This is a genomic window from Micromonospora sp. NPDC005305 (assembly GCF_040607315.1).
Classification (GTDB): Bacteria; Actinomycetota; Actinomycetes; order Mycobacteriales; family Micromonosporaceae; genus Micromonospora.
Genome location: NZ_JBEXGL010000018.1, coordinates 113,947 through 136,838 on the forward strand (window position 1 = coordinate 113,947; position 22,892 = coordinate 136,838).

At 67.5% G+C, this 22,892-nt stretch carries 21 protein-coding genes and 2 pseudogenes; 8 read left to right on the plus strand and 15 right to left on the minus strand.

The features are described 5' to 3' along the window. Position 1: 1 nt before the first annotated feature. From lepB (ABZS80_RS25435) to proS, 9 genes are all read right to left on the minus strand, one after another. The gene (gene lepB / locus ABZS80_RS25435) at positions 2 to 634 is read right to left on the minus strand and encodes a signal peptidase I (RefSeq protein ID WP_151463127.1); all 633 of its coding nucleotides are present in this window, start codon (positions 632 to 634) and stop codon (positions 2 to 4) included. Beyond that, positions 631 to 1,509 carry a signal peptidase I gene (gene lepB / locus ABZS80_RS25440; RefSeq protein ID WP_355059629.1) on the minus strand — a complete coding sequence of 293 codons (879 nt, stop codon included), beginning with the start codon at positions 1,507 to 1,509 and terminating at the stop codon, positions 631 to 633. Before lepB (ABZS80_RS25440) ends, lepB (ABZS80_RS25435) begins: the two co-directional genes overlap by 4 nt. A gap of 193 nt (positions 1,510 to 1,702) precedes the next feature. Further along, the gene (gene rplS, locus ABZS80_RS25445; RefSeq protein ID WP_107077631.1) at positions 1,703 to 2,062 is read right to left on the minus strand and encodes a 50S ribosomal protein L19; all 360 of its coding nucleotides are present in this window, start codon (positions 2,060 to 2,062) and stop codon (positions 1,703 to 1,705) included. Positions 2,063 to 2,204: 142 nt separating this feature from the next. Continuing rightward, complete coding sequence (trmD, locus tag ABZS80_RS25450; RefSeq protein ID WP_355059631.1) at positions 2,205 to 2,993, minus strand: tRNA (guanosine(37)-N1)-methyltransferase TrmD; 789 nt, start codon at positions 2,991 to 2,993, stop codon at positions 2,205 to 2,207. Positions 2,994 to 3,008: 15 nt separating this feature from the next. Then, positions 3,009 to 3,551, minus strand: a complete 543-nt coding sequence (gene rimM, locus ABZS80_RS25455) for a ribosome maturation factor RimM (protein ID WP_355059633.1) — start codon at positions 3,549 to 3,551, stop codon at positions 3,009 to 3,011. After that, entirely contained in the window at positions 3,551 to 3,811 is a 261-nt protein-coding gene (locus tag ABZS80_RS25460) for an RNA-binding protein (RefSeq protein WP_030500803.1), read from the minus strand. The genes rimM and ABZS80_RS25460 overlap by 1 nt, the downstream gene beginning before the upstream one ends. Beyond that, complete coding sequence (gene rpsP / locus ABZS80_RS25465; RefSeq protein ID WP_355059635.1) at positions 3,786 to 4,271, minus strand: 30S ribosomal protein S16; 486 nt, start codon at positions 4,269 to 4,271, stop codon at positions 3,786 to 3,788. The genes ABZS80_RS25460 and rpsP overlap by 26 nt, the downstream gene beginning before the upstream one ends. Positions 4,272 to 4,514: 243 nt before the next feature. Next, entirely contained in the window at positions 4,515 to 5,183 is a 669-nt protein-coding gene (locus tag ABZS80_RS25470; protein WP_355059636.1) for a DUF402 domain-containing protein, read from the minus strand. 1 nt (position 5,184) lies between these two features. Then, positions 5,185 to 6,591, minus strand: a complete 1,407-nt coding sequence (gene proS, locus ABZS80_RS25475; protein WP_355059638.1) for a proline--tRNA ligase — start codon at positions 6,589 to 6,591, stop codon at positions 5,185 to 5,187. A gap of 224 nt (positions 6,592 to 6,815) precedes the next feature. Here proS and ABZS80_RS25480 point away from each other — a divergent pair, with 224 nt between their 5' ends. Next, entirely contained in the window at positions 6,816 to 7,388 is a 573-nt protein-coding gene (locus ABZS80_RS25480) for a TetR family transcriptional regulator (RefSeq protein ID WP_355059668.1), read from the plus strand. A gap of 50 nt (positions 7,389 to 7,438) precedes the next feature. On the opposite strand, the gene ABZS80_RS25485 is transcribed toward ABZS80_RS25480, so the two are convergent. After that, on the minus strand, positions 7,439 to 8,527 hold the full coding sequence (locus tag ABZS80_RS25485) for an amidohydrolase family protein (protein ID WP_355059640.1): 1,089 nt from the start codon (positions 8,525 to 8,527) through the stop codon (positions 7,439 to 7,441). Positions 8,528 to 8,629: 102 nt separating this feature from the next. After that, on the minus strand, positions 8,630 to 10,180 hold the full coding sequence (gene ffh / locus ABZS80_RS25490) for a signal recognition particle protein (protein ID WP_355059642.1): 1,551 nt from the start codon (positions 10,178 to 10,180) through the stop codon (positions 8,630 to 8,632). 282 nt (positions 10,181 to 10,462) lie between these two features. On the opposite strand from ffh, the gene ABZS80_RS25495 reads away from it, so the two are divergent. Beyond that, positions 10,463 to 11,029 (plus strand): hypothetical protein, encoded by a 567-nt coding sequence (locus ABZS80_RS25495; protein WP_355059644.1) that lies wholly within the window; start codon positions 10,463 to 10,465, stop codon positions 11,027 to 11,029. Between the two features lie 264 nt (positions 11,030 to 11,293). Here ABZS80_RS25495 and ABZS80_RS25500 read toward each other — a convergent pair whose 3' ends face one another. Further along, positions 11,294 to 13,069 carry a polysaccharide biosynthesis tyrosine autokinase gene (locus ABZS80_RS25500; RefSeq protein ID WP_355059646.1) on the minus strand — a complete coding sequence of 592 codons (1,776 nt, stop codon included), beginning with the start codon at positions 13,067 to 13,069 and terminating at the stop codon, positions 11,294 to 11,296. Positions 13,070 to 13,171: 102 nt separating this feature from the next. Here ABZS80_RS25500 and ABZS80_RS25505 point away from each other — a divergent pair, with 102 nt between their 5' ends. From ABZS80_RS25505 to ABZS80_RS25530, 6 genes are all read left to right on the plus strand, one after another. Then, the gene (locus ABZS80_RS25505; protein WP_355059648.1) at positions 13,172 to 14,392 is read left to right on the plus strand and encodes a glycosyltransferase family 4 protein; all 1,221 of its coding nucleotides are present in this window, start codon (positions 13,172 to 13,174) and stop codon (positions 14,390 to 14,392) included. Between the two features lie 40 nt (positions 14,393 to 14,432). After that, the gene (gene gmd, locus ABZS80_RS25510) at positions 14,433 to 15,461 is read left to right on the plus strand and encodes a GDP-mannose 4,6-dehydratase (protein WP_355059650.1); all 1,029 of its coding nucleotides are present in this window, start codon (positions 14,433 to 14,435) and stop codon (positions 15,459 to 15,461) included. Next, on the plus strand, positions 15,458 to 16,441 hold the full coding sequence (locus ABZS80_RS25515; protein ID WP_355059652.1) for a GDP-L-fucose synthase: 984 nt from the start codon (positions 15,458 to 15,460) through the stop codon (positions 16,439 to 16,441). Before gmd ends, ABZS80_RS25515 begins: the two co-directional genes overlap by 4 nt. A 24-nt stretch (positions 16,442 to 16,465) precedes the next feature. Then, complete coding sequence (locus tag ABZS80_RS25520) at positions 16,466 to 17,650, plus strand: hypothetical protein (RefSeq protein ID WP_355059654.1); 1,185 nt, start codon at positions 16,466 to 16,468, stop codon at positions 17,648 to 17,650. A gap of 684 nt (positions 17,651 to 18,334) precedes the next feature. Next, positions 18,335 to 19,009 carry a polysaccharide biosynthesis C-terminal domain-containing protein gene (locus ABZS80_RS25525; RefSeq protein WP_355059656.1) on the plus strand — a complete coding sequence of 225 codons (675 nt, stop codon included), beginning with the start codon at positions 18,335 to 18,337 and terminating at the stop codon, positions 19,007 to 19,009. Positions 19,010 to 19,686: 677 nt separating this feature from the next. Continuing rightward, positions 19,687 to 20,865 (plus strand): hypothetical protein, encoded by a 1,179-nt coding sequence (locus ABZS80_RS25530; protein WP_355059658.1) that lies wholly within the window; start codon positions 19,687 to 19,689, stop codon positions 20,863 to 20,865. On the opposite strand, the pseudogene ABZS80_RS25535 reads toward ABZS80_RS25530, so the two are convergent. The 3 genes and pseudogenes from ABZS80_RS25535 to ABZS80_RS25545 form a co-directional block, all read right to left on the minus strand. Then, a pseudogene (locus tag ABZS80_RS25535) lies at positions 20,853 to 20,986 on the minus strand (IS5/IS1182 family transposase); the annotation flags it as partial. The gene ABZS80_RS25530 and the pseudogene ABZS80_RS25535 overlap by 13 nt on opposite strands. Before the next feature lie 38 nt (positions 20,987 to 21,024). After that, a protein-coding gene (locus ABZS80_RS25540) for an IS3 family transposase (RefSeq protein ID WP_355059660.1) occupies positions 21,025 to 22,469 on the minus strand; the annotation gives its coding sequence in 2 pieces (ribosomal slippage) (positions 21,025 to 22,100 and positions 22,100 to 22,469; 1,446 coding nt in all). Positions 22,470 to 22,545: 76 nt separating this feature from the next. Continuing rightward, positions 22,546 to 22,664, minus strand: a pseudogene (locus tag ABZS80_RS25545) (IS5/IS1182 family transposase); the annotation flags it as partial. Positions 22,665 to 22,892: the final 228 nt, after the last annotated feature.

Genomic DNA, 22,892 nt, shown 5'->3' on the forward strand with positions numbered 1-22,892 from the left:
GTCAGGGATTGGGGATGCCGTCGAACTGGTCCGGCACGCTGAGCCAGGTCGCCCGGCCGACCGGCCAGAAGATCGTGAAGGCCCGCCCGATCACCTGGTCCTCCGGAATGGTGGCCTCGGTGATGTCCTCGCCGGACTGCTGCCAGTGCTCCAGCGAATCCCCGGACGCCTCCCGGTGGTCGCCCATCACCCAGAGCCGACCCTTCGGCACGGTGATGTCGAAATCCTGGTCGGCAGGCTTGTTGCCGGGGAAGATGAACGGCTCGTCGATCGGCTTGCCGTTGATGACCAGCCGCTCCTGCGGGCCGGTGCGGTCGCAGCAGATCACGTGGTCCCCGCCGACCCCGATCACCCGCTTGATGAAGTCCTCGCCCTGCGGGTTGCCGCTCCACTCCGTGGGCGCTTTGAAGACGATCACCTCGCCGCGGTGCGGCGAGCGGAAGTCGTACACCAGCTTGTTGACCAGCACCCGATCGTCGATCTTGAGGGTGTTCTCCATCGACGGCGAGGGGATGAAGAAGGTCTGCAGCACGAAGGCACGAACCAGCACTGCGACCAGGATCGCCACGCCCAGGAGGATGGGCAGCTCCTTCCAGAAGGAACTGCGCGGCTTCTCGGTCTGCTCGTCAATCACGGGTGGAGCCTACGTCCCCGCCCCTGGCGCAGTCGCCCCGAACGCGCGAGAACGGAGAGCGCGGCCGTGACCGGGAGGATCAGCACGACGCCGCCCACCGGGTCGGGGTCCACCGGGGCCGGCCCGGCCGGCGCGGCGTTCGGTGGCGGCAGGTCGTCGAAGGTCTCCGGGACCGGCAGGGTGGTCCACCGCTGGGACGGCCAGACGATCATGAAGGCGCGGCCGACCACGTTGTCGATCGGCACCGGGCCCTGGCACCGGGCGTCCTGCGAGACCAGCCGGTGGTCGCCCATCACGAAGATCTGCCCCGGCGGCACGACGATCTCGGTGAACTGCCGGGAGCGGCACTCCTTCGGGTTCGGCGGAAGCTCGACCGGCGAGTCCTCGAAGACGTAGCCCTGCTCTTCCAGCGGCACGCCGTTGACCACGACCCGGCCCTTGTCGCAGCACCAGACCTTGTCGCCGGGCACACCGATGACCCGCTTGATGAAGTCCTTCTCGCCGGGGCGGCTGATCCCGACGAGGTCACCGAGGGTGCGGCCGACCTTGCCGGCGAAGTTGGTCGGCGGCGCGGGGGCCTCCTGGGCGACCCACCGGTCGGTGCCCCGGAACACGACCACCTCGCCGCGGACCGGGTCGCGGACGTCGTAGACGACCTTGTTGACCAGCACGCGGTCGCCGATGAGCAGGGTGTTCTCCATCGACCCGGACGGGATGAAGAACGCCTGGAGCAGGAAGGTGCGGATCAGCACCGCGAGGCAGAAGGCGACGACGAGGAGCAGGGGCAGTTCCTGCCACAGCGGCATCTGCCGGCGGGTGCGCCGCCGCCGGCGCCACGGGTCGACGGTGCCGTCCTCGTCAAGCATCTGCACCATGCCACTCTCCGGTCCGCGGAAACGACACTACCGCCCGGGAGTCTCCTGGAGAGACCCCACGGGCGGTAGTGGACCGCTGTGACACCGCGCCGAGTGGACGCGGCGCGCCGTCCCCCGGCGCCCGTACGACCAGGGTAATGCGCTCCGGTCGATACGACATCCGCACAGGTCAGGCGGCGTGGCGAGGGGAAATTCAGCTCGCCGGCTGCTTCTCGCGCAGCTCCTTGATCTTGGCCTTCTTGCCCCGCAGCTCACGCAGGTAGTAGAGCTTGGCGCGCCGCACGTCACCGCGGGTCACGACCTCGATCCGGTCGAGGGCCGGGCTGTTCAGCGGGTAGGTGCGCTCCACACCCACACCGAAGCTGACCTTGCGGACCGAGAAGGTCTCGCGCAGACCGTCACCCTGGCGGCGGATGACGACGCCCTGGAAGATCTGGACCCGGGACCGGTTGCCCTCGACGACCCGCGCGTGCACCTTCACGGTGTCACCGGCGCGGAAGTCGGGCAGGTCAACGCGCTTCGACTGGGCGTCAAGGGCGTCCAGGATGTTCATCGCTGCGTCCTCGTGAGGCTCACGGCGCACCGTCAATCGATGCGCGGATGGGTGATTCTGACCCCCGGGTGGTGGCCGGCACGCCGGCCCCGGTCGAGGGTCCTCGCAGCCACCCACGGCGTGGGCGGATGCGGCAACCCCTCTACTTTGCCACATCACCCGCCCGGGGCTGAAATCCGCCCCGGTCCAACGCCGCCCGGTCCCGCTTGTCCAGGCTCTCCGGCGGCAGCGCGGAGATCATGTCGGGCCGGCGGGCCGCCGTCCGCAGCAGCGCCTCGTCGCGCCGCCAGCGGGCGATCTTCCCGTGGTCGCCGGAGCGGAGCACCTCGGGCACCTCGTGCCCGCGCCACTCCGCCGGCTTGGTGTACATCGGGGCTTCCAGCAGCCCGTGCGCGTGCGACTCCTCGTCGAGCGAGCCGGCGTTGCCGAGCACCCCCGGCAGCAGCCGGGTGACCGCCTCCAGGATGACCAGCACGGCCACCTCGCCGCCGAAGAGCACGTAGTCGCCCAGCGAGACCTCGGTCACCCGCATCCGGGCCGCCGCGTGGTCGAGCACCCGCTGGTCGATGCCCTCGTAGCGGCCGCAGGCGAACAGCAGGTGCGACTCGGCGGCCAGCTCGTGGGCCATGGCCTGGGTGAACGGGACGCCGGCCGGTGACGGGACGAGCAGCCGGGGCAGGGTGTGCCCGTCCGGACTCAGCTCGTCGGGGGCCAGGGCGTCGAGGGCCTCGCCCCACGGCTCCGGCCGCATCACCATGCCGGGACCGCCGCCGTAGGGGGTGTCGTCGACCGTGCGGTGCACGTCGTGGGTCCAGGTCCGCAGATCGTGTACGGCCAGCCGCAGCATGCCGCCAGCCCGGGCCTTGCCGATCAGCGACAGGTCCAGCGGGGCGAAGTACTCGGGGAAGATCGACACGATGTCGACGCGCATGAGGGGTGACTCCAGTCAGAGGTCGAGCAGCCCGGCCGGCAGCTCCACCACCACACGTCCGCCCGGCAGGTCGACCTCGGGCACCATCGCCTTGATGAACGGGATGAGCGCGCTCCGCCCGTCGGGGCGCCGCAGCACCAGCAGGTCGGAGGCGGGGGCGTGGTCGATGCGGGCCACCTCGCCCAGCCGCTCGCCGGCCGGGGTCACCACGGCCAGGCCGACCAGCTGGTGGTCGAGGAACTCCTCCGGGTCCTCCGGCGGAGCGACGTCGGCGCTGTCCACGCCGAGCAGGGTGCCGCGCAGCGCCTCGGCGACGTCGCGGTCCAGCACGCCCTCGAAGCTGACCAGCAACCGCCCCTGGTGCCAACGGGCGGCCTCGATGGTCAACCCCTCCGGCACCCGGTAGGCGCCGGGCTCCGCGGACGCGACCGCCCCGGGTTCGGTGCGCAGCACCGAACCCGGGGCGAATCGTGCTTCGGGCTCATCGGTCCGCACCTCCACGGTGACCTCACCGCGGATGCCGTGCGGCTTGCCGATCCGGCCGACGATGAGAAGCATCAGTACGAGTCGACGATGTCGACGCGCACCCCGCGCCCACCGATGGAGCCGATCACCTGGCGCAGCGCCTTGGCGGTCCGGCCGGACCGCCCGATCACCGTGCCGAGGTCCTCCGGGTGCACGCGGACCTCGAGCCGCTTGCCCCGACGGGAGTCGACCATGCGCACCCGGACGTCGTCCGGGTGGTCGACGATCCCCTTGACCAGGTGCTCCAGGGCCGGACGCAGCGCCATGTCAGGCCTGCTCGCCGGACTCGGCACCGGTCTGCTCCTCGGCCTTCGGCGCCTCGGCCTCGGCGGCCGGAGCGGCAGCCTTGGCCTCGGCGGCCGGAGCCGCAGCCTTGGCGGCCTTCTTGGCCGGGGCCGGGGTGTCCGCCACGCCGGCGGCGGCCTTCGCCTCGGCCTCGTACGCCGCCTTGCGGTCGGCCCGCTCCGCGGCGACCTTCAGCGGCGGCGGGGCCGGCAGGCCCTTGAACTTCTGCCAGTCACCGGTCAGCTCCAGCAGGCGCTGCACGGCCTCGCTCGGCTGCGCGCCGACCGACAGCCAGTACTGGACCCGCTCCGACTTGACCTCGATCACCGAAGGGTCTTCCTTCGGCTGGTACACACCGACGAACTCGATCGCGCGACCGTCACGCTTGGTGCGCGAGTCGGCGACGACGATGCGGTACTGCGGGTTGCGGATCTTGCCCATCCGCAGGAGCCGGATCTTTACGGCCACAGTTGTTTCGCTCCTGTTGCGATCTCACCGGCCCGGTGCGGGCGGTGTGGCGGGTGAGCGCCGACCGGCACAGTGGGGTTTGGGCCGGAGACTGCTCGGTGAACTGGCGACGCGCCCGGGTTAGAGGGCGCCGGACGCGCGCCGGATACCAGCGACCCATTCTGCCATGTCCGTCCCCGATCTCTCACACCGGACCCGGACAGCTCACCCGGGTCGCCCGCCTCGGTGACGAACGACACGGGATCAGCGGACCGGGGGGCGGTCCCAGCCGAGTGGCAGTTCGTCCGGTACGTCCCAGTCGGCGGGCGGGGTGAAGTCGCACCAGGTGCCGTCGAAGGGGAACTCGCCGGCCTCGGCGATCCGGATCACCCGCTCCCCCTCGGCCCGGACCGCCTTCTCGTCCGGCACCCAGTAGTGCTCCGGGAAGGCGAGGCGCTCGGCGAACTCGTCCTCGTCCTTCCATTCCCAGCTCAGGTCCGGGTGGACCACCACGTCCAGGTCCTGGTCGACCATGTCGACCCCCGCCACCGCGCCGTCGTCCCAGCGGACGCCGGGCTCCTCCAGGTTCACGTACCAGTTCTGGAAGCGGCCCCGTTCGTCCCGGAACCACCAGACCGAATGTGCCGCGCCCGTGGGCAGGAACTTCAGCACGGGCGGCCCGTTCCAGCGGGTCTGGGCGAGCCGGTAGGAGGAGGTGATCCACTCGGCGAACGGCATGGCCCGCATGCCCAGGCCCGCCTCGGTCACCTCGTGCGCCACCGGATTCTCCCGGGCCACCCAGAGCAGCAGCCCCCGGTCGTCGTCAAGGACCACGCGGGCCGACCGGACCCAACCGATCCGGCCGTGCCGCACGTTGCGGTGCAGGATCAGCCGACCCGGTGCGAACCGGTCGACCGGATCACCCGGACGCACCTCAGTAGGCGCGGGCCAGGACGGCCACCAGGTCGGGCTCGTCCTCCGAGTCCGGCACCGAGCCGTCGGCCCGCAGCAGGCACCGGACGGTGACGCCCTGGCCGTTCGCCGCGGTCTCGCCCTCGACGCCGACCGCCGACCACGGCACCTTGGCCCAGCCGGTGGCGGCCGCCTCGATCGCCTCGGCCAGCGTGCCGACCTCGACGGTGTGGGACCGCCGGAACTCCAGCGCCTGGTCGTGCAGCGCCTGCTGGTCCGCGTCCAGCGCGGCGAGCACCGCACCCACCACGTCGGCGACCGGGACCGGCGCCTTCGAGCCGTCCGTACGCCGGACCACCACCGCGTTGCCGGCGGCCAGGTCGCGGGGGCCGACCTCGACGCGCACCGGGTAGCCGCGCAGCTCGGCGTCGACCGCGCGGCGGCCGAACGCCGTGTCGGTCCGGTCGTCCAGCGCGACCCGGACCCCGGCGTCACGCAGCGCGTCGCACAGCTTGTTCGCCGCCTCCGCCACGCCCTCGCCGTCCTTGACGATCATCACGTACGCCTGGACCGGCGCCAGCTTCGGCGGCACCCGCAGGCCGTTGTCGTCGCCGTGGCACATGATCAGGCCGCCGAGCATGCGGGTCGAGGTGCCCCACGAGGTGGTCCAGGCGTGCTCCCGGCCGCCCTCCGCGGAGGAGTAGCTGATGTCGAACGCCTTGGCGAAGTTCTGACCCAGCTCGTGGCTGGTGCCCAGCTGGAGCGCCTTGCCGTCGCCCATCATGCCTTCGCACGTGTAGGTGGCGGTCGCGCCGGCGAAGCGCTCGCGGGCGGTCTTCAGGCCGACCACCACGGGGATGCCGAGCACGTTGACCATCAGGTCCTCGTACGCCTCGTGCAGGATGCGGCGGGCGTAGGCCCGGGCGTCCTCGCGGGTCGCGTGCGCCGTGTGCCCCTCCTGCCAGAGGAACTCGCTGGTGCGCAGGAAGATACGGGGGCGCAGCTCCCAGCGGACCACGTTCGCCCACTGGTTGAGCAGCAGCGGCAGGTCCCGGTAGGAGTCGATCCACTTGGCCATGAACTCGCCGATCACCGTCTCGCTGGTGGGGCGGACCACCACCGGCTCGGCGAGCTGCTTGCCACCACCGTGGGTGACGACGGCCAGCTCCGGCGAGAAGCCCTCGACGTGCTCGGCCTCGCGCTTGAGGTAGCTCTCCGGGATGAAGAGCGGGAAGTACGCGTTCTCCGCGCCGGCCGCCTTGATCCGGGCGTCCATCTCGGCCTGCATCCGCTCCCAGATGGCGTAGCCCGCCGGTCGGATGACCATGGTGCCCCGCACCGGGCCGTTGTCGGCCAGCTTCGCCTTGGCGATCAGGTCCTGGTACCAGCGGGGGAAGTCCTCCGCACGGGGAGTGAGCACGCGTGCCATGACCGCACATCCTATGCGCCGGGCGGGCCACCGCTGCGCCCGGGAGGCGGCGCGCGCCGTGTCGCGCCGCGCGACCGTAGACTTCGACGACGATGGGTGAGCTTCCAGCCGACGGCTCCGGGTCACGGCGCGACGCCGGACGCGCCGAGCCGGAGGTGTCGAACGACGGCTCCGGGTCGCCGCGCGGCGCCGGACGCGCCGAGCCGGAGGTGCCGGCGCAACGGCTGCGGGACGCGATCGTCGACGCCGCCCGCGCGCAGACGATCGCCGCGGGCTGGGACGGCGTCCGGATGGGCGGGGTGGCACAGGCCGCCGGGGTCAGCCGGCAGACCGTCTACAACGAGTTCGGCAGCAAGGCCGGCCTGGCCGAGGCGCTCGCCCGGCGGGAGGTGGACCGCTTCGTCGGGGAGGTCCGCGCCGCCCTCGACGCGCACGGCGCCGACGTGCGGGCCGCGGCGTACGCGGCCATCCGCCACACCCTCGCCGCCGCCGCGGACAACCCGCTGGTCAAGGCGATCCTGACCAGCGCCCGGGGCGGCTCCGACGAGCTGCTGCCCTACCTGACCACCCGGTCCGAGCTGGTGCTCGCCGAGTCGTCCGCGGCCCTGCTGGAGTGGGCCGACCGGCACCTTCCGGAGGGCGACCGAGCGGCCCAGGCCTTCGCCGCCGACACCATCGTCCGCCTGGTGGTCAGCCACATCGTGCTCCCCCGGTCCCCGGTGGACGACACCGCGGACCAACTGGCCACCCTGGCCCTCCACCTGTTCCACAGCGCCGCCACCCACCCGGCGGGTTGATCAAGGAGTTTGCGTCAGGAACAGCCCGTCCCCTGACGCAAACTTCTTCATCAACGAGAAGTGGGGAGGACCCGGCCGCGGAGGATGATGCGGGACGGGGTGCGGACCACGCGCAGGTCGCGGCGGGGGTCCTCGGGGTAGACGGTCAGGTCGGCCAGGCCGCCCTCCACCAGGCCGGGGAAGCCGAGCCACTCGCGCGCCCGCCAGGAGGCGGCGGCCAGCACGTCCTCGGCGGACATGCCGGCCTGCTCGTGCAGGAGCAGCATCTCCTCGGCGGCCAGCCCGTGGTCGATGCCGCCGCCCGCGTCGGTGCCCACGTAGATCGGCACCCCCGCCTCGTGCGCGGCACGGACCACCTCGGGGAACCGGTCGCGCAGCGCGAGCATGTGGTCGGCGTACCCGGGGAACTTCGCGCGGGCCTGCTCGGCGATGTGGCCGAAGGTACGGATGTTGATCATCGTGGGGACCAGCGCGGTGCCCTGCCGGGCCATCAGGTCGACGAGGTCGAGGCTCAACCCGGTGCCGTGCTCCACCGAATCCACCCCGGCCCGCACCATGATCTCCACGGCCGACTCGGAGAAGGTGTGCACGGCCGCGCGTACGCCGGCGGCGTGCGCGGCGGCGACCGCGGCGGTCATCGTGTCCGCGTCCCAGGCCGGCGCCAGGTCACCGACCCCCCGGTCGATCCAGTCGCCGACCAGCTTGACCCAGCCGTTGCCGGCGGCGGCCTGCGCGGCCACCGTCGCGGCCACCTCGGCCGCGCCGACCTCCACCCCGATGTCGCGCAGGTAGCGCTTCGGCGGCGCGACGTGCCGGCCGGCGCGGGCCAGTCGCGGCAGGTCCGGCTCGTCGTCGAGTTCCGGGTACGGGTACGGCGAGCCGGCGTCGCGGATGGCCAGCACGCCGGCGTCCCGGTCGGTGCGGGCCAGCTCGCGGGCCTGGTCGAGGGAGGTGATCGGGGCGCCGCCACGGGCGATGCCGATGTGGCAGTGGGCGTCGGTCAGGCCGGGCAGCACGAAACCGCCGTCCACGACCGTCTCGGCGCCGGGCACCGGTTCGAAGGTGACCCGGTCGCCGACCAGCCAGACGTCCCGGACCTCGTCGTCCGGCAGGAGCACACCGCGCACATGCAGAGCCATGTGCACAGTCCTACCCGATCACGTCCGCGAGCGTGTTACGAGCCCGCCACCGCACGGCGACGGCCCCGCCCCGGAGTTGGGGACGGGGCCGTCGGCGCGCGGTCAGCGGGGGCGGTTGTCGCCCTTGCCGAGCTTGTTGAAGTCGATCTTCGGCAGCTTGAAGCCCGGCGGCAGGCCCTGACCGCCGGCCAGGTCGCCCGGGTCGAGGCCCGGGGGGAGCTGCGGCATGCCGCCCGGGAAGCCGCCCGGCACCCCGGCGCCGGTGCGCGGCCGCCCACCGCCCTTGGTGCCCTTGCGCTTGTTCTTCGGCGACTTGGTCGCCTTGCGCCGGCCCCCGCCGGGCAGGCCCATCATGCCGCCCATCTGCTTCATCATCTTCTGCGCCTCGGCGAAGCGGTTGAGCAGCTGGTTGACGTCCATCACGGTGACCCCGGAGCCGCTGGCGATGCGGGCCCGGCGGGAGCCGTTGATGATCTTCGGGGTGGTGCGCTCGGCCGGGGTCATCGACCGGATGATCGCGGTGACCCGGTCGAAGTGCTTGTCGTCCAGCTCGGCGAGCTGGTCCTTCATCTGCCCCATGCCGGGCATCATGGCCAGCACGTTGGCGATCGGGCCCATCCGCCGCACGGCGATGAGCTGGTCGAGGAAGTCCTCCAGGGTGAACTGCTCGCCGCCCATCAGCTTGGCGGTCATCTTCTCCTTCTGATCGGCGTCGAAGGCCTGCTCGGCCTGCTCGATCAGAGTGAGGACGTCGCCCATGCCGAGGATCCGGCTGGCCATCCGGTCGGGGTGGAAGACGTCGAAGTCCTCCAGCTTCTCGCCCGTGGAGGCGAACAGGATCGGCTGACCGGTGACCTCCCGGACCGACAGGGCGGCGCCACCGCGGGCGTCGCCGTCGAGCTTGGAGAGGACCACGCCGGTGATGCCGACGCCGTCGCGGAACGCCTCGGCGGTGCGGACCGCGTCCTGACCGACCATCGCGTCGATGACGAAGATGACCTCGTCGGGCTGGACCGCGTCGCGGATGTCGGCGGCCTGCTGCATCATCTCGGCGTCGATGCCGAGCCGGCCGGCGGTGTCGACGATGACGATGTCCCGGGCGGCCCGCTTGGCGTGCTCGATCGAGTCGCGCGCGACCTGCACCGGGTTGCCGACGCCGTTGCCGGGCTCCGGGGCGTACACCTCGACGCCGGCCCGGCCACCGAGCACCTGGAGCTGCCCGACGGCGTTGGGGCGCTGGAGGTCGGCGGCGACCAGCAGCGGCTGGTGGCCCTGGGCCTTGAGCCAGCGGGCCAGCTTGCCGGCGAGGGTGGTCTTGCCGGAGCCCTGCAGACCGGCCAGCATGATCACGGTCGGCGGGTGCTTGGCGAACTGGAGCCGCCGCCCCTCGCCGCCGAGGACGTTGATCAGCTCCTCGTTGACGATCTTGATGATCTGCTGGGCCGGGTTGAGCGCCTGGGAGACCTCGGCGCTGCGTGCCCGCTCCTTGACGTTCGCGATGAAGCCCTTGACGACCGGCAGGGCGACGTCGGCCTCCAGCAGCGCCATGCGGATCTCGCGCGCGGTGGCGTCGATGTCGGCGTCGGTGAGCCGACCCTTGCCGCGGAGCTTGGTGAAGATCCCGGACAGGCGGTCACTCAAGGTGTCAAACACACGAACATCCCGTTTGTCAGTGTTACGGCGGGCACAACGCGGCCGACGTACACCAGCCGGCCACAGCTAGCCTAGCCCGCCACCCGCACCCGCACCCCACGCCGTGGCAGCCACCGACCCACCCCTGGCCCCGTCGGCGCCCACCTTTCGACATCGTGACGCCACTCCCGCATGCGGCAGGGATGATATCTGCGCGACTCCGGCTCAATGCTCCCCGGAGGCCGCGGCCCGCACGGTAGGTATCCTTTTCCCTGGTGGCGTGGCGATGGGGGAAGGTCTGCGATGGGGGGCATCATTCATGTGTGCACCGGGAACCAGGCCCGGTCACCAATTGCCCTACGGCTGATGGAGGCCGGCCTCCGGGACCGATACGGTCGGGCAGCCGACTCGATCTTTGTGACGAGCGGCGGTACCCAGGGGCCGCCCGGCCGGCCGATGCAGCCCTTCGCCATTGCCGAGCTGGAACGCCGCGGTGTGCCCGCGGACCATTTCGTCTCACAATTGCTCGACCTGGACGCGGTGGCACGTGCGCACCTGGTCCTCACCGCCACTCGCAAGCATCGTGACGAGCTTGTCGCCCAGGTACCCAAGGCTCTCCCTTACACGTTCACCTGGCGAGAACTGGCGTGGCTGGTGCGCGGGCTCAAACCCGACGAGGTGCCCGGGAATTACGCGGTCGAACGGGCGGCCAACCTGGCTCGGGTGGTCAAGCAACGGCGCGGTTACCTGCAGCCGCTGCCGCCCAAGAGCTTCGACATCACCGACCCCATGGGTGGCACCAGACAGAACTACCGCGTCGCGGCGGACCAGATCGAAGAGGCGATCGAGACGATCCTGGGCGTGGTGTAACTCTGAGCCCTTTTCATCGAGATCATGCTGTTCGATGAAAGGGCTCATGGGGCGACGATGCGGCATCGGTCACGGGAAGCAGCGGCGGCGGCGGCGGCGGCGGCGGCGGCGGCTGCGAGTCAACCGCGCCAATCATGCCGACTGCTCGAGCGACTCATGCAAGGCGACCGGGTCGTCCATCCGGAAGGCCCACCGTCATAACCCGCCCAAGGCGGACAATCGGCTGCGGGACAGGTACTGGCCTGGGGGGCCGAGGCTCTTCGATCACCAAGGTCCATCCTCGCGGTTCTCTGACCGGTCAAGTCCGTTGCGCCTGCCGACCGCCGGGCGTTGCTGGTGCCGGGCCGGCGGTGGGGGCGTCGCTCGACCCTGTAGGGGCGCGGTCGCGGCCGCCGGCGCACGATCGGTATTGGGCGGCGCCATCACGGCCTGGGCAGCCTTGGCCGCCGCAGCCCCCGTCCAGCCGCTGGCCTGGTCGCCGTAGTAGCCGTCCTTTTTCTTCCGCTTGACCCGGTTTGCCACTACGCCGAGGATGCGGGCATCGACGTTCCGAAGGGCCTCGATCGAGGTCTCGAGCTCGTCGGTCTTGGTCGAGCCGACCCGGGTCACCACGAGTGCACCGTCGGTCGCCCGCGCCAGCACGGCGGCATCGGTAACCGGCAGCAGCGGAGGCGAATCGAAGATCACGGTCATGCCGCTCGCTACCAGGCCCGCGACCAGGTCGGCGAGGCGGCGTGTGCCGAGAAGTTCGCTGGGGTTTGGCGGGGTCGGACCGGAGGTCACCACATAGAGCGGCAGCTCGCGCCGCCAGTGGTGCATCGCGGCCTCGATCGGCACGTCGCCGATGAGCACGCTGGTGAGGCCGACGCCACCCGGCAGCCCGAACAGTGTGGCAATCATCGGCTTGCGGAGGTCTCCGTCGATGAGGACGACCCTCTCGCCGGATTGGGCGAGCGCGATAGCCATGTTCGCGGCAACGGTAGACTTGCCCTCGCTGGGGACCGAGCCCGTAACCACAAGGCTACCGATCCGCCCGTCGATCGAGAGAAAGCGGATGTTGGTCCGCAGCCGGCGGAACTCCTCGGCCCGCAGTCCCGTCGGGTCGTCGGCGATCAGCGCTTGCACCTTCATCTTCGGGTCGTCCCCGATCTCGCCCACGACGGCCGCGTCCGCTACCAGGGCGGCCTCTCGCCGGCCGCGAATGGTCTTGTCCAGCGTATGACGCAGGACCGCGAGCCCCACGCCGCTAGCGAGGCCGACAAGGAGCCCGAGCGCGAGGTTGAGTTTGGTCCTCGGCGAGACGGGTTCGGCCGGCAACGAGGCGCTCTTGGTGATGGTCGCCTTGACCAGCGACGCTTTGCCACCCGTCGGGGTCTCGAGGTCGACGATGAACTTGGACACCTGACTCGCGACGGCATTGGCGATGTCCCGGGCCAGCTGGGGCGACGGGTCAATCACGGAGATGTCCAGCAGAACAGTATTCGGCGGAGATTGCGCGGTGATCTCTTCGGCAAGTTCGTCGGCGGTGTAGGGAAGCTGGAGGGATTGGATGACTTCGTTCGTCACGGTCGGGCTGTCCACGATGTCGACGTATGACTTCACCCGTTGCTGAGCGAACGTGCCGCCCTGGTTGAGGTCCGCCGCACCTGCGTCGGTGCTGCTGATCGAGACGAACAGTTGCACATCCGCCTGGTACACCGGGGTTTGAACCGATGAATATACACCAGCGGCCGCGCCGCCCACTGCGGTCACGAGCACCACAAGAAACCAGTGCGCCCGCAGCGCACGCAGGTACTGCGTGATGTCCATAATGCTCCGAACGTCTCGTTTGGCCGCTGCGGTCGTCGCCAGTTTAGCAACGTCGTCGGATTCGGCAGGCATACCGATGACGATGATCAAAATCGCCGCAGGCACGCCGGGCGCTCCCATCTCGCGACAAGATCCCGCAGAGCGGCGAAACTCGGGGCAATCGGGCAGAATCCGGTCTTGACAGATCGCCTCCCGAATGCTTTGGTGGCGTGTCAGCTTGGGTGCGGCCACGCGATCAGATCCTGTGTCTGGAAGGGCGATGAGAGCAATCGTGAACGATCGCGGGCCGACGGCAGGAGCTCTGATCGCCGAAAGCCAGGAGTTGGACGCGCGATGAGAGTGACGATCCTGGGCGGTCATTACGCGCCTGAGCCGACCGGGAATGGCCCCTATACGGCGGGACTGGCGAACGGGCTCGTGGCACGGCGGCACGATGTGCGCGTGATCACCACCCACCCGGACTATCCCGAGTGGCGAGTGACGGAGGGCTCCGGCGGCTGGTCCGTATCTGATGAGGTCGACGGAGTCCGAGTCCAGCGGTTGGCGCACTATGTGCCGGCGAGACCGATCGGTGGGCGCAGGTTGCTCTCTGAGCTCAGTCTCGGGATCCGCTTTCTAACCGCCCGGTGGCATCGTCCCGATGTTGTGTTGCTCGTGTCGCCGAACCTGATAGCCAGTGCGCTCGCCGCGCTCCGCGCTCGCCGGTCACGTGGTCACGCGACCGGCATCTGGATCCAGAATCTCTACAGTCTGGGCATAACCGAGACGGGCCAGGGCGGCAGGTCTGCGGCAACCGCGCTAAAGGCATTGGAGTCCCGCACGCTCCGCTCCGCGACCGGCGTCGTCGTAATTCACGACAGATTCCACTCTTTCGTCACAGAGACCCTGGGCGTGCCAACGGGACGCGTCGAGGTAATTCGCAACTGGTCCCACGTTGACCCGCCGATGGAGGTCGATCGGGCGGCCGTCCGGAACCGACGTGGCTGGGACCCCGACGTTACCGTGATCCTTCACGCCGGCAACATGGGCGCAAAGCAGGGCCTTGAGAACGTCGTTGAGGCGGCTCGACTCGCTGACCGACAGCGCGCGCCTGTACGGTTCGTGCTCCTCGGCGACGGCAACGAATGCGCTCGCCTGCATTCTCTCGCCAGGAATGTGACCTCCATCGAATTCGTAGCACCCCTTCCGGACGATGAATTCAGGCAGACGCTGGGAAGCGCCGACATCCTTCTCGTCAACGAGCGTGCGGGGATGAAGGAGATGTCGGTGCCGAGTAAGCTCAAGACGTACTTCTCCACATCGCTCCCAGTGCTGGCGGCTACGGATGAGGCGAGCGTAACCGCCAGCGAGATCGATGCTGCCGGAGGAGGAACGAGAGTCGCAGCGGCCATCCTCAGGCCCTGCTGGATGCCGCCCTCTCGCTCTCGGCAGATCCAGCGCGGGCGCGCGCCCTTGGGGCGGCAGGACGCCGCGACGCCGTCTTGGCGAAGGATGCGACGCTCGACCACGTTGAACAGTGGTTGGTGGCTTTGGCCGAGGGGCGTCACAGCATGACTCGACGGCAGCGTATCAATTCGATGGAGGTCTTGGCTCAGTGAAGCGAGCACTTATCACCGGCATAACCGGTCAGGACGGCTCCTATTTGGCGGAGCTATTGCTTGCCAAGGGGTACGAGGTCCACGGCCTCATCCGGCGTGCCTCCACATTCAACACGAGTCGGATAGACCACCTCTACGTCGACCCGCACGAACCGGGCGCGCGACTGTTCCTGCATTACGGTGACCTGAGCGACGGGGCACGGCTCGTGACGTTGCTGCAACGGATCGGCCCGGATGAGGTATACAACCTCGCCGCTCAATCGCATGTGCGGGTGTCGTTCGACGAGCCGGAACACACGGCGGACACGACCGGAACGGGGTCGGTCCGGCTGCTGGAGGCAGTGCGGCTGGCGGGCATGGAAACCCGCTTTTACCAGGCGTCCTCGTCCGAGCTGTACGGCGCGACGCCGCCGCCGCAGAGCGAGACCTCACCCTTCTATCCGCGGTCGCCCTACGCGGCTGCGAAGCTCTACAGCTACTGGATCACTAAGAACTATCGTGAGGCCTACGGGCTGTTCGCGGTCAACGGCATCCTTTTCAACCACGAGTCCCCACGCCGCGGCGAGACGTTCGTCACGCGCAAGATCACTCGGGCTGTCGCCGCGATCAAGGCCGGCAAGCAGCGTCACCTGTATCTGGGGAATCTCGAGGCAGTTCGCGACTGGGGCTATGCGCCCGAATATGTCGAGGGTATGTGGCGCATGCTGCAGGCCGACCAGCCCGATGACTACGTGCTCGCCACTGGCGTCGGCGTCACCGTCCAGGAATTCGTGGAAATCGCCTTCAGTTGCGTCGGGCTGGATTGGCGCGAGCACGTCCGGTTCGACGAGCGCTACCTACGCCCCACCGAGGTCGATGCATTGATCGGGGACGCGACCAAAGCGCGAGAGCACCTCGGGTGGAAGGCGACGATCGACGGCCGGGCGCTGGCCAAGCTCATGGTCGACGCCGACGTTGAGGCTTTGGCGCATGCCGGCAATCCGTGGAGCGACAAGGTTGATCTCGCATCCTGGAGGAGCGCGTGAGCGACGACGGCCTCAGCTACACGCCGGGAAAGCTGGACCGTGACGCACCCTTCTACGTCGCAGGTCACCGTGGGCTCGTGGGCAGCGCCATCTGGCGCAAACTCAAGGCCAGCGGGTTCACCAAGCTGGTGGGCAAGACCTCGGCCGAGCTGGATCTGCGCGACCGGGACGCCACGTTCGCGTTCATGGCCGAGACCAAGCCGCGGTACCTACTTTTGGCTGCAGCCAAGGTCGGCGGGATCCTGGCCAACAGCACCTACCCGGTGGACTTCCTCAGCGAGAACCTGCGCATCCAGACCAACGTGCTCGACGCGGCGCTCGCCAACAATGTGGAACGTGTGCTGTTCCTCGGTTCGTCATGCATCTACCCCAAGTACGCCGAGCAGCCCATCCGCGAGGAATCCCTGCTGACCGGGCATCTCGAGCCGACCAACGACGCCTACGCCATAGCCAAGATCGCTGGGATCCTCCACGTGCAAGCCGTCCGCCGTCAGTACGGTCTGCCATGGATCTCCGCGATGCCAACGAACCTCTATGGCCCCAACGACAACTTCTCGATTACCGGGTCGCATGTGCTGCCGGCACTGATTCGGCGCTACGACGAGGCCGTCCGCACTGGCGCGAGCGCAGTGACGAACTGGGGCTCCGGCACGCCTCGGCGGGAGTTCCTGCATTCGGACGACATGGCCGACGCCTGCCTCTTCCTGTTGGAGCACTACGACGGACCGAGCCAGGTTAATGTCGGCACCGGCAAAGACGCCACCATCCGCGAGGTCGCTGAGCTGGTGGCCGAGGCAGTCGGCTACACCGGCCGTACCGAGTGGGACACGTCTAAGCCAGACGGAACGCCGCAGAAACTCCTCGATGTCTCCACGCTTCGTGATGCTGGCTGGACGGCCAGGACCGGGCTCCGCGAAGGCATCGCCTCGGTGGTCGAGGCCTATCGAATGACCGCGTGGGACAAGGCCGATGTCCACTGAGCAGAATGCGTCCACGATCCCAGCGTGTTCAGGATTTCCGGGAGAAGCGATGCCGCTGCAGAGACATGCCCCTGCGATTGGGATCTGTCCGTGCTCCATCACTTATCTAGGGCGATCGGAACAACGATGAGGCTGACCGGCACGCGTGGCACCGGCAGAATTTTGGTCGTTGAGCCAAATCCCAGCGGCCATCGACTGCACTATGTGCGACTAATAGTAGAGCGTGCGATTGAACTCGAGCGTGAATTCAGCGTCGCGCTCCGACCTGGTGTCGAGGACACGGATGAGTTCAAGGCACACCTCTCCGATGTCAATCTCGGAACCATCCTCAGAACTTCCTCGAACACTATCAGCGAGTTGCTGTCACTAGCACGCCAGTCCTCCGCTGAACTCATAGTTGTTCCAGACGGGGACGAAATTGCAATCAGGCTTGGAGCCGGCGCGCGATGGGCAAGCGATGCACAATTGTCGCTCCTCGTAATGCGGCCCACCGCTCAGGGACATCGGCGCACGTTGTTCAATCCCGCTCGAAGGATAGTTCGTCGAGCGCTGCTCGCGGCAGCATCGGCGCGGCCCAGAGTGCGCGTTACGACCTTGAGAAGCAGCTGGATCGCACCAAGCCGGTTGGGTAGGACCGTTGGCGACCCGATCTCTATCACCGTGGCGCCGCCCGATCGCTCCGCAATTCGTTCGAAGCGGGGGCTTGACCCAGATCGGTTCTGGTTCACGGTTCTTGGAGCCGTGACTGAACGGAAGAACGCGGACATCGTGGCCCAAGCGTTGCTGGCGCAGCCATCCCGGGCGGTGGGACTAGTGGTGGCTGGGAAGATCCAGCCCTCCGTGCTCGCGAGGCTCCAAGACCTTCTTCCCCAGTTCTCGGAAATGGGCGTCGGATTGGTGATAGTCAACCGCGTCCTGACCGATGGTGAACTCGACGAGTACGTGGTGGCGAGCGACTGCTTGGTGCTCGCTCATTCAAACGAAGGACCAAGCGCGCTATTCGGCAAGGCACTGATCGCCGGAGCGCCTGTCCTGGCGGCCGGTGCTCGGTCTCTACGCACTGACGCAAGGACGATGCCCAGTCACGCGAACTGGGTGCCACTCTCCGTCGAGTCGCTGGCACAGGGCATGACACAAGTGCTATCGAGCGAAAGACCAAAGCCAGCTGATCTTCCGGATCCTCGACAATTCGCGGAGGCGCTCCTGTGAACAGCGCGTTCGTCTACGCGGACCTCGCTCGCTATGATGCGAGCCTCGGCGGTAAATATGGGACGCAGATTGGATAACAGCGGCAACGCGCGCGTTCACGAGCGTAGTTCGGGCCGTGTCGCCACGGCGCAATATCCTCCCCGGCACCAGCGCCTGCGCTCAGTTGGCGCCCAAGCTGTGATGCTGGCATTCGCGTCGGGCTCGGCGCAACTCTTGGTGGCGGGTGTCTACATCCTTGCGGCGCGGGACGCCGCACCGGCTTACTTCGGCGTCGTCGTTACGTCGGTGGCCATTGGAACTGCCGGCGCTGGTCTACTGGACCTCGGCACCAACGCGCTATGGATGAGGGAACTATCACGGAACACGATAGCCCCTTCTGATCTGGATGCGCGAGTCCGTACGAAGCTCGCGATCGGCGCTCTCGCGGCTGCATCGTGGGCCATAACCGTCGCTTGGTTCCAGCCCGCGTTGAGTGTCGCTGGAGTGATCCTGTTCTCGGTGACCGCAAGCCAGACAATGCTTGTGCCCCTGCGAGCGAAGAAGCGAGGCGGTACAGTGGCTCTTCTGCTGGTCTTAGAGAGACTGGTAGCGGTCGCCGTATTTGCGCTGCTAACGCTCTCGGGCGCGTCGGGGCGGTTGTCGCTATGGATCTCTTTGGCAGTAGGAAGTATTAGCATGGCCGTGGTGGCATACTCTGTCCAGGCCGGCCATTCGAGACTTCGCCTAACGGGCTGCGGCTTTGCAAATCCATGGCGGGGAACACGCCACTATGCGCTCGGCTCCCTTGCCCTAAGCGCTCAGCAGTTTGATCTGCCCATACTGGGCGGCGTCGCGGGAGCCACCGCGGCGGGCATCTATGGCGGCGTCAATAGGTGGACCCAGCCCATGGGACTACTCGCTACAGCCTTCTCATCCGCCGCCGCGCCTTTTGTCGCAGGGGCGACGGATTGGAAATCCGCGCGGCAACATGTGACGAAAGCCGCTTGGGTGCTGGCCCTCGGAATTGCGGCATGCTGCGCCGTAATATTGGTCGCACCAAGGGCCGTTGAAATGTTGCTTGGCCAAGAATATGCTGGATCCGCCCCTGTTTTGCGGTGGCTTGCCGCAGGCGCAATACTCGTAACTATTAACCAACCACTTGCGTCCTTCCTTCAGTCCAGGGCGTATGAAAAGATGGTTGCGTATGCATTAGTAGGATCGGTAGCCGTGCAGCTCTGCCTGGTGGTCGCACTTGGCTCGACCATGGGGGCCAAGGGTGCGGCGATTGCGTATTGCGTACTACAACTCACCGTGTTTGCATCGCTCGCCATCTGCATGAGGGCGGCATATCGAAGAGAGAATGGTCGAGCCATTAAATGAACCCGGAGAGGATCGCTCAGACCTTGCTCTCTGCTCGCATTGGTTGGGCGCAGACGCTGGCGCATCCGCTGGAAGAGGAGTGGACTCTGCGCGGAGTGGAGAGCCGGATCCTCTACCCTCGGCCCAACATGGAATGGTAAAGGCCGTCTCGCCCGGTCGCTAGGCCTTCGGCGCGGCTGCTCAGAAGCTTCGCACCAGACGCTGTGCTTGCTCGCAGCTTCCTGCCAGCCCGCGTTCGGCAGCAAGGCTTGGCGGCAGAACCAGGTTGGAGGCACAAATGCGATTCGCGAGGCACGATGCCGTTGCCCTCCTTCAACGTCTCGTAGATCTGTGGGATAAGGCATATGGGGAGGCAGAAGTCCACGCACCTTCTTGCCCGGCAGCTTCGCAGCATGCCGCGGGTAGCGGGCGGTTGCCTTCGATGGCTTTCCCAACCTCAAGCAGCGGGGCGAGCGACTTGTGCGCTCCGACCTGGCCAGTAAATGAGTTTGCAAGGTTGGTGCAGAACGTTGAAATCTGAGCGCGCGGAGCCACCATGTGATCGGTTGTCGCGACCTACTGACTTACGCCTTCGGAACTCGCGACGTATAGTCATTGGCGTATATTGCATAGCCTCCGGGATCCTCGGCGCCGTATTGGCTGTACTTACCGGTGACCCGCTATGGGGTTTAGTGACTATGCTCCTTGTCATTGGCATTATGCTTGTGCAGGGCATGGTCGGTGCGCGGGGAATTCTAGCAGGGTTGTTGTTCTTCCTAATCCCCCCTGGAGTGCTCGGAGAGAGTTCCTTATTGCGAACACTCGTCGCGCTGGCCGGCCTTGCCGCAATCGCACTCACATATCGGCCCTCGTCGAAGACCCGAGCGACAGTTGCGATCCTGTTTAGTGTTAGCTTCATTGCGCTAGCAGTCAGCGTCAGCCTTGTCGGCGGAACGTATTTGGCCTTGGCCTATGTTATTGCCGGGGTCGTTGCCGTGCTAGCCATTTCGCGAGTAGAGTTTGTTACAGCCACAGTCTGCGGGATTGCATGCGTTATCGCTCCACTTGCATGTTCATACGGTCTTACTCTAGCGTCTGGATTTGCCGGGAACGAAATCGGTTCATCAACTTTCGGTAGTAGGCAGGTCGAATTTTACATGCCGTTCACGTTGGCGACCAGTGGGCCCCCATTCATTGAAGGGTCGCGGCGGTTCGCTCCGCTCGTTGGTGAGCCGGGCCTTGCAGTGTTCTACTTTATTCCGATCATCACTCTGATCGCCGTGACGCGCCTTGACAATCGCCTAAGGGCTCTCGCCGTCAGCGCCGTCATTGTCGCGGCCACTTTCACGCAGTCGCTAGGGACACTAATTGCGATTGGAGCAGGTCTACTCGGCTTCATTCTGGCGCACCTTGCGTTCAGGAAGCGACGGCCAGCTGCTGCGACCATATTTGCTTTGGTGGTCGCATTGATTGCGTTCCCCCTGGTCACCTATGTGCTCATGTATAAGGCTGGCATCGCGGCCGAATCCACCAGTGACCGCGGTATCATCGATTCGGGCAGCAGATCCTCAGCATCATTGGGAAACATAAACCTGATAGTTGCATATTCGCACGATGTTCGTCTCGCGATAGCCTTGACGTGCGCGCTTATCGCGATCGGTCTCCCCGCCGTCCGCCACCTCGGAGGGCTCCTTGCATTCGTCATGTTCGCCACCACGGCCGTGTTCGCTCAGCCCACCCAATGGCAAATCGGTGGATGGATGCTGCTGGCCATGGCGGTCGTCGTCGCGAGTTCTCCAGCAGGCTCTGCGCTGCCATCTGGCCAGAGCAGGACCAGCAAGGGCTGGCAAAGCAGGAGCCATTTTCATCCTGCGTAGCGGTCGGTTTCGACGTGGTGCAGGACGAGGATGGCCTGCACATCGCGGTGGCGCGGCGGGGACAGCAGCCCAGCTTGGCCAGGATCTTCCAGGTCTTGAGGGTGGCGATAGCTCGTTCGCCGCGCCGGAACTTGTCAAGGTCGGTGGGACCAGTGGGTGTTACGCCGCTTGGGGTAGTGGTTGATCGGTTGCCGGTGCGGGCGGGTTGATCCAGACGGCGTCGGGCAGGTGCAGGGCTTTCGGTCTGGGCCGGCGGGTGAAGCGTTCGGGGTGGGCGGTCCAGGCGGTGTCGAGGGCCTGTTCGCGTTGTTTCTGTTGAGTGGCGGCGTGGCCGTAGTGGACGTCGGCGGGGGTGTGCAGCCCGATGCCGGCGTGGTGGTGTTCGTGGTTGTACCAGGTGAAGAACGTGTCGCAGAACGCGCGGGCGTGGGCCAGTGACCCGAAGCGTTCGGGGAACGTGGGGTGGTACTTCACGGTCTTGAACGCGGCTTCGGAGAACGGGTTGTCGTTGCTGACCCGGGGTCGGGAGTGCGTGCGGGTGATGTGCAGGTCGGCCAGGAGTGTGGCGACGCGTGTGGAGGTCATGGAAGTGCCGCGGTCGGCGTGCACGACCTGCGGGACGCCGTGGGTGGTGATGATCTCGGTGATGAAGTCGTGGGCGATCTCGGCGCTTTCTCTGGCGGCGACATGGTGCCCGACGATGTATCGCGACCAGATGTCGATCATGACGTAGGCGTCGTAGTAGACGCCCTTGGCCGGGCCGGGGAGCTTGGTGATGTCCCAGGTGAACACCTGCCCCGGCCCGGTCGCGGTCAGCTCCGGACGGGCCCGGGTGGGGTGTCGGGCCTGGCGGCGCCGGTCGACGACCTGATCGTTGGTGCGCAGGATGCGGTAGAGGGTGGAGATCGAGGCCAGGTAGACGCCCTCGTCGAGCAGCGTCGCGAATGCCTCGGTCGGGGTGGTGTCGACGAACCGGTCGCTGTCGAGCACCGCCAAAACGTGAGCGCGTTCAGCGTCGGACAGTCGGTTCACCGGCGCCGGCCGCGACGCCGGCGCACGCCCATCAGGGGTCCGGGCGCGTCGGTGGGCGGTGCTGCGGGCGATCCCGGTCAACCGGGCCGCACTGCGGGTCGACGTCGCTGCGGCGAGCAACTGGGTGTGGGCGTCGGTCAGGGCTCGGTCGGCTTGGTGTCGGTGTCCGCGCTCTCGGAGATCTCGGCCAAGAGCGCGTGTGCTTTTCCCATGATGTCCAACGCCGCCTCGGTCCGGGCGATCTTGCGGTTGGCCAGCTCCAACTGGCGGCGCAGCCGAGCGATCTCGGCCTGTTCCCCACTCGGGCGTCCGACGCTCTGACCGGGCTTCTTCCCCTCCAGCAGACCGGCATCACGGGCGCGGCGCCACTCACTCATCAACGACGAGTACAAGCCGTTACGGCGCAGATACCCGTTGCCGTCGCCGTCGGCAACGGCTTGTTCGTACTCGGCGAGCAGCCGCAGCTTCTCCGCCGGAGGAAACGACCGCCGCCGTGGCCGGTCTGATCGAGGTCCTTCCGTGGCCATGACCCCATCGTGCCTGACGGACATATCTGTGCTGGGAATCGTCATCGAAGGAAGATCCATCCTCGCCCCGGGAGGGCTACTTGCTCTGAACCACTGGACTCACCCAACCCTGACACCCAGGGCGCGCGCGGATTCTCGCGTGCGTGCGGTTGACCGCCTTCTGCCGGTGTGACAGCTTCGGCCGGAAGCGGCGCCGCTTGAACGGGGTGCGCACGCTGTGCCCCGGGCGCCCTGGTAGCCCTAATGGGTTCAGAGCGGGTCGGGCTCTTGCCGCGACTCCTTTGGTATCCCCGGCACTCGATGCCTCGTCACAAGGCGGGAGCTTCGGCAGGGCCCGACCCGTTCGGTGAAGCCGGATCCGCTTGGATTCGTTCGTGGTTCGAGCCCGCCAGCACGGAACATCCCTCGGTCATCCGGGGCCAGCAGCCCTCGACGTAAGACGGGGAGCCGTGCCGGTCGCTGGGATCA